General features: G+C 74.5%; 16 protein-coding genes. 7 read left to right on the plus strand and 9 right to left on the minus strand.

The window, feature by feature from the left end; all coding sequences use genetic code 11:
* Nucleotides 1-3: 3 nt before the first annotated feature.
* The gene (locus tag GTW67_RS22415) at nucleotides 4-873 is read right to left on the minus strand and encodes a cytochrome c oxidase assembly protein (protein ID WP_161166599.1); all 870 of its coding nucleotides are present in this window, start codon (nucleotides 871-873) and stop codon (nucleotides 4-6) included.
* Between the two features lie 4 nt (nucleotides 874-877).
* The gene (locus tag GTW67_RS22420) at nucleotides 878-1,432 is read right to left on the minus strand and encodes a DUF2243 domain-containing protein (protein ID WP_161166600.1); all 555 of its coding nucleotides are present in this window, start codon (nucleotides 1,430-1,432) and stop codon (nucleotides 878-880) included.
* 210 nt (nucleotides 1,433-1,642) lie between these two features.
* Here GTW67_RS22420 and GTW67_RS22425 point away from each other — a divergent pair, with 210 nt between their 5' ends.
* A complete protein-coding gene (locus tag GTW67_RS22425; RefSeq protein ID WP_161166601.1) occupies nucleotides 1,643-2,071 on the plus strand; it encodes a pyridoxamine 5'-phosphate oxidase family protein in 429 nt (142 codons plus the stop codon).
* A gap of 15 nt (nucleotides 2,072-2,086) precedes the next feature.
* Here GTW67_RS22425 and GTW67_RS22430 read toward each other — a convergent pair whose 3' ends face one another.
* Nucleotides 2,087-4,180 carry an MMPL family transporter gene (locus GTW67_RS22430; protein ID WP_161166602.1) on the minus strand — a complete coding sequence of 698 codons (2,094 nt, stop codon included), beginning with the start codon at nucleotides 4,178-4,180 and terminating at the stop codon, nucleotides 2,087-2,089.
* 158 nt (nucleotides 4,181-4,338) lie between these two features.
* Entirely contained in the window at nucleotides 4,339-4,848 is a 510-nt protein-coding gene (locus GTW67_RS22435; RefSeq protein WP_161166603.1) for a MarR family transcriptional regulator, read from the minus strand.
* Between the two features lie 103 nt (nucleotides 4,849-4,951).
* Between GTW67_RS22435 and GTW67_RS22440 the strand changes: the two genes are divergently transcribed.
* Entirely contained in the window at nucleotides 4,952-6,502 is a 1,551-nt protein-coding gene (locus GTW67_RS22440; protein WP_161166604.1) for an SDR family oxidoreductase, read from the plus strand.
* A 41-nt stretch (nucleotides 6,503-6,543) separates the two neighbouring features.
* On the plus strand, nucleotides 6,544-7,920 hold the full coding sequence (locus GTW67_RS22445) for a cryptochrome/photolyase family protein (protein WP_161166605.1): 1,377 nt from the start codon (nucleotides 6,544-6,546) through the stop codon (nucleotides 7,918-7,920).
* A 43-nt stretch (nucleotides 7,921-7,963) separates the two neighbouring features.
* Here the strand turns inward: GTW67_RS22445 and GTW67_RS22450 are convergent, their stop codons facing one another.
* From GTW67_RS22450 to GTW67_RS22465, 4 genes are all read right to left on the minus strand, one after another.
* Nucleotides 7,964-8,419, minus strand: coding sequence for a hypothetical protein (locus GTW67_RS22450; RefSeq protein WP_161166606.1), 456 nt, complete (start codon nucleotides 8,417-8,419; stop codon nucleotides 7,964-7,966).
* A gap of 32 nt (nucleotides 8,420-8,451) precedes the next feature.
* Nucleotides 8,452-8,784, minus strand: a complete 333-nt coding sequence (locus tag GTW67_RS22455; protein ID WP_161166607.1) for a DUF3140 domain-containing protein — start codon at nucleotides 8,782-8,784, stop codon at nucleotides 8,452-8,454.
* Between the two features lie 6 nt (nucleotides 8,785-8,790).
* Complete coding sequence (locus GTW67_RS22460) at nucleotides 8,791-9,021, minus strand: hypervirulence associated TUDOR domain-containing protein (RefSeq protein ID WP_161166608.1); 231 nt, start codon at nucleotides 9,019-9,021, stop codon at nucleotides 8,791-8,793.
* Nucleotides 9,022-9,185: 164 nt separating this feature from the next.
* Nucleotides 9,186-11,576, minus strand: a complete 2,391-nt coding sequence (locus tag GTW67_RS22465; protein WP_161166609.1) for an ATP-binding cassette domain-containing protein — start codon at nucleotides 11,574-11,576, stop codon at nucleotides 9,186-9,188.
* A gap of 150 nt (nucleotides 11,577-11,726) precedes the next feature.
* Between GTW67_RS22465 and GTW67_RS22470 the strand changes: the two genes are divergently transcribed.
* The 3 genes from GTW67_RS22470 to GTW67_RS22480 all read left to right on the plus strand — a co-directional run bounded on the left by GTW67_RS22470 (nucleotide 11,727) and on the right by GTW67_RS22480 (nucleotide 13,107).
* Entirely contained in the window at nucleotides 11,727-12,155 is a 429-nt protein-coding gene (locus GTW67_RS22470; RefSeq protein ID WP_161166610.1) for a helix-turn-helix transcriptional regulator, read from the plus strand.
* Between the two features lie 10 nt (nucleotides 12,156-12,165).
* Nucleotides 12,166-12,582: a VOC family protein gene (locus tag GTW67_RS22475; RefSeq protein WP_161166611.1), complete on the plus strand. Its 417-nt coding sequence runs from the start codon at nucleotides 12,166-12,168 to the stop codon at nucleotides 12,580-12,582.
* A 294-nt stretch (nucleotides 12,583-12,876) separates the two neighbouring features.
* Complete coding sequence (locus GTW67_RS22480; RefSeq protein ID WP_161166612.1) at nucleotides 12,877-13,107, plus strand: DUF5133 domain-containing protein; 231 nt, start codon at nucleotides 12,877-12,879, stop codon at nucleotides 13,105-13,107.
* 150 nt (nucleotides 13,108-13,257) lie between these two features.
* Here the strand turns inward: GTW67_RS22480 and GTW67_RS22485 are convergent, their stop codons facing one another.
* Nucleotides 13,258-14,250: an NADPH:quinone reductase gene (locus GTW67_RS22485; protein ID WP_161166614.1), complete on the minus strand. Its 993-nt coding sequence runs from the start codon at nucleotides 14,248-14,250 to the stop codon at nucleotides 13,258-13,260.
* A gap of 307 nt (nucleotides 14,251-14,557) precedes the next feature.
* Between GTW67_RS22485 and GTW67_RS22490 the strand changes: the two genes are divergently transcribed.
* Nucleotides 14,558-15,877 (plus strand): GAF domain-containing protein (locus tag GTW67_RS22490; RefSeq protein WP_161166613.1); only part of this gene is annotated, 1,320 nt, incomplete at its 3' end.

Below are 15,877 nucleotides of genomic sequence, written 5' to 3' on the forward strand. Positions count from 1 at the left end.
GCCTCAGCGGACCGGGACGCCGCCTGACGCCTGGGCCGCCGGCAGGGCCCGGGGGCGCGCGCCGCGCCGCTCGGGCCGCCAGGTGGACACCAGTGCGGCGGCGAGGAGCAGTTCGGCGATGTCACCGCCGTAGTACATGATCTCCGCGCCCCGCCGCACCTGGTCGACGGGCGCGTGGACGTCGACGAGGAACCCGCCGTACATCGCCTGGGAGAGCAGGGCGTGCGCGGCGATCGCGATGCCGAGGTACACCAGCCGGGCCGGTACGCCGGGCCGTGCGGGTGCCGGGTCGGGGCCCGCCACGGCGTGGGCGAAGAGGCACCCGGACACCAGGAAGTGGGCGTTCATCAGCCAGTGTCCCGCCGGGTGGCCCATGGCCGCGCCGTAGAGCGGGGTGCAGTACAGCACGCCCAGGGTGCCGGTGCTCAGCGCGAGCGCCGTGGCGGGGTGGGTGACGAGGCGGGCGGGCCGGCTGTGCAGCAGCCCGGTCACCCGGCGGGCGTGCGCCGGCGGCAGGGTGCGCAGCGCCAGGGTGACCGGCGCGGCGAGGACCAGCAGCAGGGGCGCGTACATGCCGATGAGCATGTGCTGGGCCATGTGGCCCCGGAAGTCGGTGTGCGCGGCCGGCCCGAGCGGCGGGAGCAGGGCGACGGCGAGCAGCGCGGCCCCGCCGAGGAAGGACGCCGACCTGGCCCTGCTCCAGCCCTGCGCTGCGTTGCGACGCCTGGCCCGGCGTACGGCGAGCAGGTAGGCGGCGGTGACGGCGAGCAGGGGCAGCAGGACGAGCAGGGCCGTCGCGGCGCCCGAAACGGCGTCGCCGCCCGGCGCGGGAGCGTGGTGGTGCGGGGAGTGCGCGTCACCCGTGGGGCCCATGGCACTAGGCCTCCCGTCCGGTGTGCCGGGGGGCCTCGGGGTCGAAGGGCCGGCTGCCGCGCCGGAGCAGGTGGCCGGCGAGCAGGAACAGGGCGCCCAGGACCAGGAACCCGGCGTCCCACCACGCCTGGTGGGGGCCGCCGTGGACGTGATGAATGCCCAGAATCTGGTGGTCCAGGAGTCCTTCGACCAGGTTGAACAGGCCCCAGCCCGTCAGGATCCAGCCCCACAGCACCGGCGAGGCCCACACCGCCCGCCGGTTGTGCGTGACCCGGGAGTACAGCAGGGCCAGGCCCAGCAGCACCGAGATCCAGCACACGGTGTGGAAGATGCCGTCCCACACCGTGTTCATCTCCAGGCCGGGGACGGTGTCCGGGTCGTAGTACTTCACTCCGATGCGGTCGTGGTCGGTGCTGGTGAGCATGTGGTGCCACTGGAGGAGCTGGTGGAGCAGGATGCCGTCGACGAAGCCGCCGAGCCCGACCCCGAGGAGGATGCCGGGCAGCCGGATGCTGTTCGGCGCCGTCGCCGCCCGGGCCTCGTCTGTCGTGGTGGCCATCGCCTGTTCTCCGTCCCGTCGGCGGGTGCGCTCGGACCTTCCGGACACGGTTTCCCCGCCCGGCGGGTCCCTGTCACCGACTGGCGGGATCTTGGCGCCGTTTTCCGTCACTCGGGTGACGGCCACTCACGTGCGGGTGCGCGTCGTAGGGTGAGGAGGCGAACGGACGATCACCGGCGGCCGGGCCGGCCGGCGGGACCGAGGAGACGTATGGACACCGGGCAGCGGGACGACGCGGACGCGGAGTTCGTCACCTTCTGGCAGGAGCGCCGGGTGTGCTTCCTGTCGACGCCGCGCGCCGACGGCAGCCCCCACCTGGTCCCGGTCGGCGTGACGTACGACCATGCGACGCGCACCGCGCGCGTCATCACCGGCCGGGACACCGCCAAGGTGCGCAACGTCGGGCGGGCCGGGAAGGCCGCCGTCGCCGTGAGCCAGGTGGACGGCCGGCGCTGGTCCACGCTGGAGGGCGTGGCGACCGTACGGGACGACGCCGAGGCGGTCCGGGACGCGGAGGCCCGGTACGCGGCCCGCTACCGGCAGCCCCGGGAGAACCCGGCGCGGGTCGTCATCGAGATCGACGTACGGCGCTTCCTCGGCACGGTGCGCCCCCACCGGGACGCTCCCGCCGAGGAGTGACGTTCAGGCGTCGCGTCATCCCTCCGTGATGCCGGGGGTCCGGCGGGCGAGGCGGCTCGGCCACCACGCGGCGGCGCCGATGTCGCGGGCCAGGGCGGGGACGAGCAGCGAGCGCACCACCAGCGTGTCCAGCAGGACGCCGAAGGCGACGATGAAGGCGATCTGCACGAGGAAGGCCAGCGGGATCACGCCGAGCGCGGCGAAGGTGGCGGCGAGCACGACACCGGCCGAGGTGATCACGCCGCCCGTGGCGGTCAGACCGCGCAGGATGCCCTGCCGCACCCCGTGGCGCAGCGACTCCTGCCGCACCCGGGACATCAGGAAGATGTTGTAGTCCACGCCGAGGGCGACCAGGAACACGAACCCGTACAGCGGGACGGAGGCGTCCGTGCCGCTGAAGCCGAACACATGGCGGAAGACCAGGGCGGAGACGCCCAGGGTGGCGAGGAAGTTCAGTGCCACGGTCGCGACGAGCAGCACCGGCAGCAGCAGGGAGCGCAGCAGGCCGGTCAGGATGACCAGGATGATGGCGAGCACCACGGGCACGATGAGCGTCCGGTCGTGCTCGGCGGTGCGCTGGGTGTCGTACTGCTGGGCGGTGTAGCCGCCGACGAGGGCGTCCGCGCCCGGCACGGCGTGCACCGAGGTGCGCAGGCGTGCCACCGCCTCCTTGGCCGCGTCGCTGTCCGCCGGCGCCTCCAGGGTGGCGTCGATCCGCACCCGTCCGTCGACCACCTTCGGGGCGCCGCCGCCGGGCCGGCCGGACGCGGTCACCGCGGCGGCGGAGGCGACGCCGCGGGTGTCCCGGGCGGCCGCGAGGACGGGGGCGGCACGGTCCGCGTCCGCGATGATCACGGCGGGGTTGCCGGAGCCGCCCGGGAAGTGGCGGGCCAGGGTCTCCTGGGCGGCGACCGAGGGGGCGTCGTTGACGAAGATCTCGTCCAGCGGGACGCCCTTGGATTCGAGGGAGGGCCAGAAGGCGGCGCAGGCGAGGAGCCCGGCGAGGCAGAGCGCCCAGATGCGGCGCGGCGCCCGGTCCACGAGTCCGGCGACGCGGTGCCACACGCGGTGGCCGCCCTCGGGGTCGTCGGCCCGGACGGGCCCGGCCGGCCAGTACGCGGCCCGGCCGAGCAGGACCAGGACGGCGGGCAGGAACGTGAGGGTGCTCGCGACGGCGCAGACGATGCCGATGGCGCCGACGGGTCCGAGGGCGCGGTTGTTGGTCAGGTCGCTGAGCAGCAGGGCCAGCAGGCCGAGGGCGACGGTCGCCGCGCTGGCGACGACGGCTCCCCAGGACGCGCGCAGCGCGGCGCGTGCGGCGCCGAACCGGTCGGGGTGCCGGGCCAGTTCCTCGCGGAAGCGGGCGGTGAGCAGGAGCGCGTAGTCGGTGGCGGCGCCGATGACGAGGATGGAGAGGATGCCCTGGACCTGCCCGTCGACGCGCACGATGCCGCGGTCGGCGAGCGCGTAGACGATCGCGCAGGCCAGGCCCAGCGCGAAGACGGCGCCGAGGATGATGACCAGGGGCAGCAGGACGCTGCGGTAGACGAGCAGCAGGATGACGAGCACGGTGATCAGCGCGACGCCGAGGAGCAGCCCGTCGATGCCCGAGAAGGCGTCGGAGAGGTCGGCCTGGGAGGCCGCCGGGCCGGCGAGCTGGGCCCGGGTGTCGGGGACCCGCTCCGCGGCCTCGCGGATGTGCGCGAGGACGTCGGGCAGGCGTTCGCCGAGACCGGGTTCGACCTGGACGACGGCCTGGAGGGCCTCGCCGTCCTCGGAGGGCAGCGCGGGCGACGCGGCGCCGACGGTGCCGGGCTCGCCCTTCAGGCCCGCGACCGCGCGGGTGGCCTCGGTCCGGTGAGCGGTGACGTCGCCGCCGCCGTCGGCGGTCCACACGACGATCACCGGCAGCGTCTCGTCCGGCTGGAAGGCCTTCTGCGCGTCGACGACCCGGGTGGACTCGGCGCTGCGGGGCAGGAAGGAGGCCTGGTCGTTGGTGGCGACCTCGCCGAGTTTCCCGGCGTACGGGCCGAGCGTGCCGCCGATGCCGAGCCAGACCAGGAGGAGGACGACGGGGACGAGCCACCGGGCTCGTGAGGTGCGGGGCATCGGTCTGCGGGTCTCCAGGTCTTCCGGTGCTCGCGGAGTGCCGGCCGTGCGGGACGGCAACCGTTCGGGAGGCCGGCGGAGTGACTCGATCATAAACAATCTCAATGATCGAGTTACCTCGACCGTCGCCTCGGCCTCGCGGCGGTGCCGGGTCGGAGTCAGCGGTCGTCGGCGGACCGCACGAGTCGGAGTTCCTCGTTCATGGCCGTCACAAACCGCACCACGGCCGCCAGTTCGTCCGCGTCGAAGCGGTCCCGGGCCGCCGCCGCGGCCTCGGCCAGCGGCCGGAAGTGCGTGCGGGCCGCCGCGCGGGCGTCGGGCACGTAGTGCAGATGGACCACCCGGCGGTCGGCGCTCTCCCTGACCCGGCGCACGTGCCCGGCGCGTTCGAGGCGGTCCACGCAGGCCGTGACCGCGCCCGAGGTCAGCCCCAGGTGCTCGCGCAGCCGTCCCGGTGTCATCGGCTCCTCGGCGTCCAGGATCGCCGCGAGCGCCTGGACGTCGGTGGCGTGCAGCCCGTGGGAGGCGGCGAAACCGTGCACGAGACGGTTGATCTCACCGTTCATCCGCCGCAGTGCGGCGGCGAGGGCGTGGAGGTCGCCCGCCTCGGCACCGGAAGGGGTCTCCCGTTCGTGCGCGCGCCGTCCGCGCTGGTTCGCTGTCGCCACGCGATCAGCGTATAGAAGGGTCACATCCGCCCACGGCGCGCCCATGACGGCCCGTTCGGGGAAGAGGTCAGCACGACGGATGTCCCACGAGAGACGGAACCCCATGAGCGAGGGAAGCGAAGGACCCGGCGGCGCGGGCGGTGACGGCGCGGCGCGCGGCCGTTGCCTGGTCACCGGCGCCACGGGCTACATCGGCGGCCGGCTCGTGCCGGAACTCCTCGCCGCCGGTCACGCGGTGCGGTGCCTGGCCCGGTCCCCGGGCAAGCTGCGCGACCACCCCTGGGCGGCGGACGTGGAGGTGGCGCGGGGCGACGTCCTGGACGGGGACTCGGTGGGCCGGGCCCTGGAGGGTGTCGACGTCGCCTACTACCTGGTGCACGCGCTGGGCACCGGCCGGGACTTCGAGGCGACCGACCGGCGGGCGGCCCGCACCTTCGCCGAGCGGGCGAGGGCGGCGGGGGTGCGCCGCATCGTCTACCTCGGCGGACTCACCCCGTCGGGCGTACCGGAGGGCGAGCTGTCGCCGCACCTGAGGTCGCGGGCGGAGGTGGGCCGCATCCTGCTGGCCTCCGGGGTGCCGACGACCGTCCTGCGGGCCGCCGTCATCATCGGCTCGGGCTCGGCCTCCTTCGAGATGCTGCGCTACCTCACGGAGCGGCTGCCGGTGATGGTGACGCCCAGCTGGGTCCACACCCGCATCCAGCCGGTCGCCGTGCGGGACGTGCTGCGCGCCCTCGTCGGCAGCGCGCGCATGCCGGCCGACGTCAGCCGCGTCTTCGACGTGGGCGGGCCCGACGTCCTCACCTACCGGGACATGATGCTCCGTTACGCCGAGGTGGCCGAGCTGCCGAGGCGGCTGATCCTGCCCGTGCCGATGCTCACGCCCGGCCTGTCCAGTCACTGGGTCGGCCTGGTCACGCCGGTGCCGGCGTCGATCGCGCGCCCGCTCACCGAGTCGCTGCGCCATGAGGTGGTGTGCCGGGACGACGACATCGAGCGGTACGTGCCGGCGCCGCCCGGGTATCCCCTCGGCTTCGACGACGCGCTGCGGCTGGCGCTGCGCCGGGTGCGGGAGGCGCGCGTCACCACGCGCTGGTCGTCCGCTTCCGTGCCGGGCGCGCCCAGCGATCCGCTGCCCACCGACCCCGACTGGGCGGGCGGCAGCCTCTACACCGACGACCGCGCGCTCGGCGTCGACGCCCCGCGCGAGGCGCTGTGGCGGGTGATCGAGGGCATCGGCGGCGACAACGGCTGGTACTCCTTCCCGCTCGCCTGGGCGGTACGGGGCTGGCTGGACCGGCTGGTGGGCGGGGTGGGCCTGCGCCGGGGCCGGCGCGACGCCAGCCGGCTGCGGGCGGGTGACGAGCTGGACTTCTGGCGGGTGGAGGAGATCGTCCCCGGCCGGCTGCTGCGGCTGCGCGCCGAGATGCGGCTGCCGGGCCTGGCCTGGCTGGAGATGTACGCCGACACCGACGACGCGGGCCGGACGCGGTACCGCCAGCGGGCCCTGTTCCATCCGCACGGGCTGGCGGGCCACGCCTACTGGTGGAGCGTGTCGCCCTTCCACGCCGTGGTGTTCGGCGGCATGGCCCGCAACATCGCCCGGGCCGCCGCGCGTACGCCCGGACCGTCCCGCCCGGCGCCGGACGCCTGAGCCCCGAGGCGTCTGCCGGTCCCCCCTCGCGAAGGAGCACCATGGCCGTTCGGGTCGTCCTGTTCACCGCCGACCTGCGTCTGCACGACCATCCGCCGCTGCGCGCCGCCCTCGACGGGGGCGGTGACGTGGTGCCGCTGTTCGTCCGGGACCGGGCCGTCGAGGCCGCCGGGTTCGCGGTGCCCAACCGGCTGGCCTTTCTCGCCGACTGCCTGAGCGATCTGGACACGCGGCTGCGGGAGCGGGGCGGGCGGCTGGTCGTGCGCTCCGGTGACGTGGTGGCGGAGGTGTGCGCGGTGGTACGGGAGGCGGAGGCCGAGGAGGTGCACATGGCGGCCGACGTGAGCGCCTACGCCCACCGCCGCGAGGAGCGGCTGCGCGACGCCCTGCGGGCCCAGGGGTGCCGGCTGCACGTCCACGACGCCGTGACCACCGTCGTGGCCCCGGGCGCCGTCACGCCCGCCGCCTCCGACCACTTCGCCGTCTTCACGCCGTATCTGCGGCGCTGGTCCGAGCAGCGGCTGCGGGAGCCCCTGGCGGCCCCGCGCCGCGTCCGCGTGCCGGAGGGCGTCGGGTCGGGGCCGCTGCCGGCGCGCCCGGATGCCGCGGAGCTGTCCCCCGGGCTGCCCGCGGGCGGCGAGAGCGAGGCACGCAAGCGGCTGACGGCCTGGCTGCGCGGCCCCGTCGCCGGCTACGCCGACCACCACGACGACCTGGCCGGTGACGCCACCTCACGCCTCTCCCCCGACCTGCACTTCGGCACGCTGTCCCCGGTCGAACTCGTCCACCGGGCGCGCCGCGCCGACGGGCCCGGCGCCGAGGCGTTCGTGCGGCAGCTGGCCTGGCGCGACTTCCACCGCCAGGTCCTGGCCGCCCGCCCGCACGCCGCCGCCCACGACTACCGGACCCGCGACGACCACTGGCGCACCGGCGCCGGGGCCCGGCGGGACACGGACGCGTGGAAGGAGGGACGCACCGGATACCCGATCGTCGACGCGGCCATGCGGCAGCTCCGCCACGAGGGCTGGATGCACAACCGCGGCCGGCTGCTGACGGCGTCCTTCCTGACCAAGACGCTCTACGTGGACTGGCGGGTGGGCGCCCGGCACTTCCTGGACCTGCTGGTCGACGGCGACGTGGCCAACAACCAGCTCAACTGGCAGTGGACGGCGGGCACCGGCACCGACACCCGCCCCCACCGCGTCCTCAACCCCCTCACGCAGGCCAGGCGGTTCGACCCCGACGGCGCCTATGTGCGCCGCTGGGTGCCCGAGCTGGCGGGGATCGAGGGACGGGCCGTGCACGAGCCGTGGAAGCTGCGCGGCGACGCGCGGGCCGCCCGCGACGCGTATCCCGACCCCGTCGTGGACCTGGCCGAGGGCCTGGCCCGCTTCCGGCGGGCGCGCGGCCGCGACTGAGCCGGGGCGGGCCGCCGGGCGAACGTGAGCGGGGCCCCGGCCGTCAGGTGAACGGCGCGTTCGGCGCCCGGGTGCCGGGGCTGTCGGGGCGGGCCGTGTGGTCGGCGTGGTTCCGGGTGCGGCGGGCCTCCTTCATCTCCGCCTCGTACAGGTGGCTCCGACCCCCGGCCAGTTGCCCCGCCACCTGGCTCTCCAGGTCCTTGAACGCCCGGTAGTAGGTCTGGTCGTACGCCTCGACGATCTGGAAGGTCCAGCGGCCGGGGATGACGTTGCGCCCGAGGATCTCCGTCTCGACGCGCTCCGCCCACTGCGGGTGGCCGGCCTCGCGCAGCAGGCGTACGGCGCGGTCGAGTTCCAGGTCGGCGGTGCCGGTGAGCTGGTGGAAGGAGTAGAGGTGTCCGCGGGCGCGCTCGACCGTCTCCAGTGCCTTGGACAGGGACCCGAGGGCCTCCACCGTGTCGTCGCCGACGCCGTCGGGACGCCGGTGCGTGTCAGTCATGGGGTGTCCCTCCGGTGCGGTGCGGTGCGGCGTCAGGCCAGCGGGTCGTGGCCCCAGTTCATGAGCGAGTGCCGCCAGCGGGTGTCGCGGACGTCGCCCGAGGGGCGCTGGGCCAGGTGCCGGCGGACGTAGCCGACGACCTTGCGCATGTGGTGGTAGTCGTCGTCCGAGAGGTCGCCCTTCTTCGCCCGCAGGATCTCCACGATGCGGCGGCCGGAGGCGTGCCCGGTGGACTCCCCGCCGTCCTGGTGCTGACCGGCGTCGCGGGACTCGTCGGTGGCGAGCCACTTCTCCAGCTCGGCCGGGGTCATGTTCACCAGTTCGCGGAAGTCGTCCCGGGTGTCCTTGCGTTCCTCGTCGTCCACGCCCGCTCACTTCTTCTTCTTGAGCGCGGACGGCTTGTGCACGGCGGACTTGCCGGACTTGTCGCTGCGGACCTGGTACTGCGGGTCGTCGGGCGAGGCGTCCACCGTGCGGCCGGCGGCCTCGGTCCGTTCGGTGATCTTCTTCTCGACCGTTCCCTCGGTCTCGCTGCCGTGGCTGCTCCAGGCGACCTTCTCGCCCTTCTTCGGCTCTTTCCCCTGGTCGCGCTTGCCGGCCATGTCGGTGCTCCCTGCTGCCTCGGCCCTAGGTCGTGTCCGCACAGTCCCTCCTGCCCCGCGGACACGCCCTGAGCGTGGACGGTTCCCGGCCAGCCTGGACCGTGTGCCGCCGCCGCACCACTCGGGCGTGCCCGGACGGGAGGGTGCCGTCCGGGCGCGTGCCGTCAGGCCCCGACGTAGGCCGCGAGGTGCTCGCCGGTGAGGGTGGAGCGGGCGGCGACGAGGTCGGCGGGGGTGCCCTCGAAGACGATCCGGCCGCCGTCGTGGCCGGCCCCCGGACCGAGGTCGACGATCCAGTCGGCGTGGGCCATGACGGCCTGGTGGTGTTCGACCACGATGACGGACTTCCCGGAGTCGACCAGCCGGTCGAGCAGGGCGAGGAGCTGTTCGACGTCGGCGAGGTGGAGGCCGGTGGTGGGCTCGTCCAGGACGTAGACGCCGCCCTTGTCGGCCATGTGGGTGGCCAGCTTGAGCCGCTGCCGCTCGCCGCCGGACAGGGTGGTGAGCGGCTGGCCGAGGGTGAGGTAGCCGAGGCCGACGTCGGCGAGCCGCTCCAGGATCCGGTGCGCGGCGGGCGTGCGCGCCTCGCCGGCGGCGAAGAACTCCGCGGCCTCGGTCACCGGCATGGCCAGCACCTCGCTGATGTCGCGGCCGCCGAGTCGGTACTCCAGCACCGAGGGCTGGAACCGCTTGCCCTCGCAGTCCTCGCACGGGGTGGCGACGCCGGCCATCATCGCCAGGTCGGTGTAGATGACGCCGGCGCCGTTGCAGGTGGGGCAGGCGCCCTCGGAGTTGGCGCTGAACAGGGCGGGCTTGACGCCGTTGGCCTTGGCGAAGGCCTTGCGGACCGGGTCGAGCAGTCCGGTGTACGTCGCCGGGTTGCTGCGCCGCGAGCCCTTGATGGGGCTCTGGTCGACGGAGACGACGTCCGCCCCGGCGGGCAGGGAGCCGTGGATCAGCGAGCTCTTGCCGGAGCCCGCGACGCCGGTGACCACGCAGAGCACGCCGAGCGGAATGTCGACGTCGACGTCCTGGAGGTTGTGCGTGGTCGCGCCGCGGATCTCCAGGACGCCGGCCGGCTCGCGCACGTCCTTCTTGAGGGCGGCCCGGTCGTCGAGGTGGCGGCCGGTGATGGTGTCACTGGCCCGCAGCCCCTCGACGGTGCCCTCGAAGCAGACGGTGCCGCCCGCCGTGCCGGCGCCGGGGCCTAGGTCCACGACGTGGTCGGCGATGGCGATGCTCTCCGGCTTGTGCTCCACGACGAGGACCGTGTTGCCCTTGTCCCGCAGGCGCAGCAGCAGGTCGTTCATCCGCTGGATGTCGTGGGGGTGCAGGCCGATGGTGGGTTCGTCGAAGACGTAGGTGACGTCGGTGAGGGAGGAGCCGAGGTGGCGGATCATCTTGACGCGCTGCGCCTCGCCGCCCGACAGGGTGCCGGCCGGCCGGTCGAGGGACAGATAGCCCAGTCCGATCTCCACGAACGAGTCGAGAGTGTGCCGCAGGGCGGTCAGCAGGGGTGCCACCGACGGCTCGTCGAGGGCGCGGACCCACTCGGCCAGGTCGCGGATCTCCATCGCGCAGGCGTCGGCGATGCTCACCTTCCCGATCCGTGAGTTCCGGGCGCCCTCGTTGAGCCGGGTGCCCTCGCACTCGGGGCACGTGGTGAAGGTGACGGCGCGCTCCACGAAGGCCCGGATGTGCGGCTGCATCGCCTCCTTGTCCTTGGACAGGAACGACTTCTGGATCTTGGGGATCAGGCCCTCGTAGGTGAGGTTGACCCCGTTGACCTTCACCTTGACCGGCTCGCCGTACAGGAAGGCGCGCAGTTCCCTCTCGGTGTAGTCGCGGATCGGCTTGTCCGGGTCCACGAAGCCGGACTGGGCGTAGACCTGCACCGTCCACTGGCTGTCGGACTTCCAGCCGGGGATGGTGAACGCGCCCTCGCTCAGCGACTTGGAGTCGTCGTAGAGCTGGGTGAGGTCGATGTCGGAGACCGTGCCGCGGCCCTCGCACCGGGTGCACATGCCGCCGGTGCGCTGGTAGGTGGCCTTCACGGCCTTCTTGTTGCCGCGCTCCACGGTGATCGCGCCGCTCGCCCGGACCGAGGCGGTGTTGAAGGAGTACGCGCTGGGCGGGCCGATGTGCGGCTCGCCGAGCCGGCTGAAGAGGATGCGCAGCATCGCGTTGGCGTCGGTGGCGGTGCCGACGGTGGAGCGGGGGTCGCCGCCCATGCGCTGCTGGTCGACGCTGATCGCGGTCGTCAGGCCGTCCAGGACGTCGACCTCGGGCCGGGCCAGGGCCGGCATGAAGCCCTGCACGAAGGCGCTGTAGGTCTCGTTGATCAGCCGCTGCGACTCGGCGGCGATCGTGTCGAACACCAGTGAGCTCTTGCCCGACCCGGAGACGCCGGTGAACACCGTCAGGCGGCGCTTCGGGATCTCGATGCTGACGTCCTTGAGGTTGTTCTCCCGCGCGCCGTGCACGCGGATCAGGTCGTGGCCGTCGGCGGCGTGCGGCGCGGGCGGGCGGGTGTCGGTCCGCGTGGCCTTGCTCATGGTGTCTCCCTCTGTCGGGCGGGGCCGGCTGCGCGGCCCGGCGTCGGCATCCCCCGGCTGGGTCTGCGTGCAGTATGTCCGGTCGCCGCACGCCGTCGGCGCGGATCACGTCGGTGGTCCGGTGCGTCGGGGCTGTGGGAAACTCGCCGCATGGGACGGCCGACGCTCGACGACCTGGTCCGGCTGCGGCGGGCCCGCGACCGGATGGACCGCGACTACGCCCAACCGCTGGACGTCCCCGCCCTCGCCCGTGACGCCCTGATGTCGCCGGGGCACTTCTCCCGCAGCTTCCGCGCCGCGTTCGGCGAGACCCCCTACAGCTACCTGATGACCCGCCGCATCGAGCGGGCCAAGGCGCTGCTGCGGCGCGGCGACCTGACGGTGACCGAGGTCTGCTTCGAGGTCGGCTGTACGTCGCTGGGATCGTTCAGCTCGCGTTTCACGGAGCTGGTCGGCGAGAGCCCGAGCGCCTACCGGGCCCGGGACCACGGCCCCGGCGCCGCCGTCCCCGCCTGCATGGCCAAGATCCACACCAGGCCGGTCAGAAAGGGAGAAGCGGGTCCCGCGGCCCGGCCGTAGCGTGGGCGGTATGGACATCAAGCTCTCCCAGTGCTTCATCGCCGTCGACGACCACGACAGCGCGATCGCCTTCTACCGCGACGTGCTCGGCCTGGAGGTGCGCAACGACGTCGGCTTCGAGGGGATGCGCTGGGTGACCGTCGGGTCGCCCGCGCAGCCGGACGTGAACATCGTCCTGGAACCGCCGGCCGCCGACCCCAATGTCTCCCCGGCGGACAAGCGGGCCATGGCCGAGCTGATGGCCAAGGGCCTGCTGCGCGGCGTCATCTTCGCGACGGACGACTGCGACGCCACCTTCGAGCGCATCAGCGCCGCGGGCGCCGAGGTGCTCCAGGAGCCGATGGACCAGCCCTACGGCGTCCGCGACTGCGCGTTCCGCGACCCCACCGGCAACCTGCTGCGCTTCACCCAGCCGCTCGGGACGTGAGACCCGCGGGGCGCGTGCGGCGGTAATGGTTTGAGCCCCGTGCCGCGGGGCATTCGGCCATCCAGGTGCTTGGGATCACAGGCCCGTCGCGGCGGCGGCCCTCGGTCGCTCCCCGAAGCGCCCCGGGAGCCCTTCCGCGACTGACTCGACTCGGTGAGGCGGGAGGAAGCACACCCGATGAGCAGCCGGAACGACCGCGCACGGCACCGCCGCGTCGGCGGTCGGCCTCCCCCTGTCCGGTGTCGACCGACGTCCGACCAGCCCGCACGACCCCTCGCACAAGGGAGAACTCCGATGCTCATGGCCCACCCCGCCGTTCTGACCGACCTGCTGAAGCAGTACGCGTCCCTCCAGGCCCTGCACGCCGAGCACGGCACGCCCGAGGCCCGTCAGCGGCTGGAGGACGTCTCCTACACCCTGTGCATCGCCACCGGGACCCGGGACATCGAGTCCGCCCTCGTGGCCGCCCGCCACCAGCTCCCGGGCGCCCGCCCGGCGGACGACTCCCTCGTCGCCCCCGCGTAACGGGCCGCCGGGCGGGGCCGGTTCGAGGCGTCCGGCGGCGACGGCGTCTAGCGGCAACGGCAAGGGCGGGCGGCACACTGGTGCCGCCCGCCCCCTCTGTGCGCCGGGCCGGACCGGGCCACCGGGCGACGCCCCTCGGAGACCCCGCGCTCAGCCCCTCTCCCGCCCGTCCGGTACGAGGATCAGGCGGCCGCTCACCGAGCCGGCCTCCAGCCTCCGGTGTGCCTCCGCCGTCAGTGACAGCGGCAGCCGGTCGGCGATGCGCGGGCGCCACGGCGTGTCGCGCAGGACGCCCGCGACCCCCTCGGCAGCTTCGGCGAGGTCGGCGGTCGTGGCGTTGCTGATGGCGAAGCCCACGATGCCGGCGTCCTTGGTGTAGAGGCGGCCCAGCGGCAGGGCGGAGGGGCCGCCGCCCAGGCCGACCATGGCGACCAGGCGCCCGCCGTGCGCCAGCAGGTCGACGGAGTCGGCCAGGTCCCCGTGCCCGGAGGTGTCGAGGTGCAGGTCGTACCCGTGGGGCGCGGCCCGGCGCAGTTCCTCGCCGAGACCGGGTGCCCGGTAGTCGAGGACCTCGGCGGCGCCCAGGGCGCGGACCGACTCCGCGTCCTCGGCACGGGCCGTGGCGATCACGCGGGCACCGGCCCGGGCGGCCAGGGCGACGGCGGCGCCGCCCACGTTGCCGGCCCCGCCGCCGACGTACACGGTCTCGCCGCACCTCAGGCGCCCGTGCCGGAACAGTGCGAGCCAGGCCGACGCCGCCGGGTGGGCGGCCGCGACGAGGTCTTCCCCGGCGATGCCGGGCGGCGCGGCGTAGAGGCGGTCGGCGGCGACCGTCGCGTACTCGGCGCAGGCGCCCTGCCGGCCCGCGTGCCCCAGGCTGTTGCACCACACCCGCTGCCCGGGCGTGAAGCCGGCCGCGCCGGGCCCGGTCACGGCGACCTCGCCGACGAGATCGCGCCCGACGACGAAGGGGAACGGCAGCGGGGTGACGTAGGCCCCGGACCGTACGAAGGTGTCCACGGGGTCGACGGCCACGGCGTCGACGCGGACGAGGACGTCCGTGGGTCCGACGGGCGGCACGGGAAGCGTCCCGTACCGGATGGCGTCGGCCGGGCCGACGGCGTCGATACAGGCGGCCCGCATCGTGTCGGGGACTGCGCTGACCGGCATGGCTCCTCCTGGGTCGGGGTGTCGGGGGCGGTGACGCCGTACCACCCGATCATGGACCTGATGCGGCGGACGGGCGCCCCGCACACCCGGCGCGCGCCGGCCCCGGTCGCCCCGTGCGGTCCCGCTCCGGCGGACCGGATGCCGTGCCGGCGGGCAGGGCGTAGTGTCCGCGTATGGGTGATGTTCGGTCCGGCCGACGGGCCGGGGTGAGCGGGCCGGGGACCCGGAGGCGGACCGGCGCGGCGGGGCCGGCCCTGCCGTGGGCCGGGGCGGGCGGCTGATGGACGCCGAGATGGCCGCCGTGGTGCGGGAGTGCGGGGCGTTCGGCGGGCTGCTGTACGTGCTGCCGCCGGACGGCGACGCCCTGTGGCTGACTCTCGTGGCGGGCGTGCCGCAGGAGATCGCGACTCCGTGGCGGCGGATCGCGCTGACCGACCCCATGCCGGTGGCGGACGCCGTGCGTGAGCGGCGTCTGGTCTGGATCGGCGGCCAGGAGGAGATGGCACGCCGGTATCCCCGGCCGGCGCTCGTCCTGCCGTACCAGTTCGCGCTGGCGGCGGCGCCGGTCGTCACGGACACCGCGCTCCGGGGCGGGCTGGTGCTGCTGTGGGCCGGGGACCGTCCGGCCCAGCTGAGCCCGGACGAGCGGGACGCGCTGGAGGACGGCTGCCGCCGGCTGGGCGGGCTCCTGGAGCGGGCGGCGGACCGCGGCGAGCCGCTGGTGCCCGCCGACCGGCCGCGGGTGCTGCCGCCGCCGGCCGGGCGCCGTGTCACCCCCGACGAGGCGACGGCGGTCTCGGCGTTCGTCGACCGGCTGCCCGGGGGTTCCTGCGCGATGGACCTGGACGGACGCATCACGTTCATCACCCCGGCCGCCGCCGAGCTGGTCGGCCGCGACGCCGACGAGATGATGGGCACGCTGCCCTGGGAGTCGCTGCCGTGGATGGACGTCCCCCTGGTCGAGGACCGCTACCGGGCCGCGCTGGTCAGCCGGCAGCCGCAGGCCTTCACGGCGCTGCGTCCGCCGGACGTGTGGCTGTCCTTCGAGCTGTACCCGGACTCGTCCGGCATCAGCGTGCGCATCACGCGCGGCGAGCCCGCCGAGGACGCGCCCGCCTCCCCGTCCGTGCCGTCCGCCGGTCCCAGCCGCGCCACCGTGCTGTACCACCTGATGCACCTGGCGGCCACCCTCACCGAGGCCGTGGGCGTCCAGGACGTGGTCGAGCAGACCGCGGACCAGTTGCTGCCCGCTCTCGGCGCGCGGGCCATGGCGCTGATGACGGCCGAGGACGGCCGGCTGAAGATCCTCGGCCACCGGGGCTACGACCCCGAGATCATCGGCCGTTTCGACGGGATCCCCCTGAGCGCGGACATCCCCGGCTGCGAGGTCCTGACGACCGGCGTGCCGAGCTTCTTCCCGACCTTCGCCGACCTGGAGCGCGCCTACCCGGCCACCGTCCACGAGGACGGGATGGCGTCGTGGGCCTTCCTTCCGCTGATCGCGTCCGGCCGCCCCATCGGCTCGGTCCTCCTCGCCTACGACCGTCCCCGCGGCTTCCCGCCCGGCGAGCGCGCCGTCCTCACCTCGCTGGCCGGTCTG

Source organism: Streptomyces sp. SID5910, from assembly GCF_009862125.1.
In the GTDB taxonomy this organism is placed as follows: Bacteria; Actinomycetota; Actinomycetes; order Streptomycetales; family Streptomycetaceae; genus Streptomyces.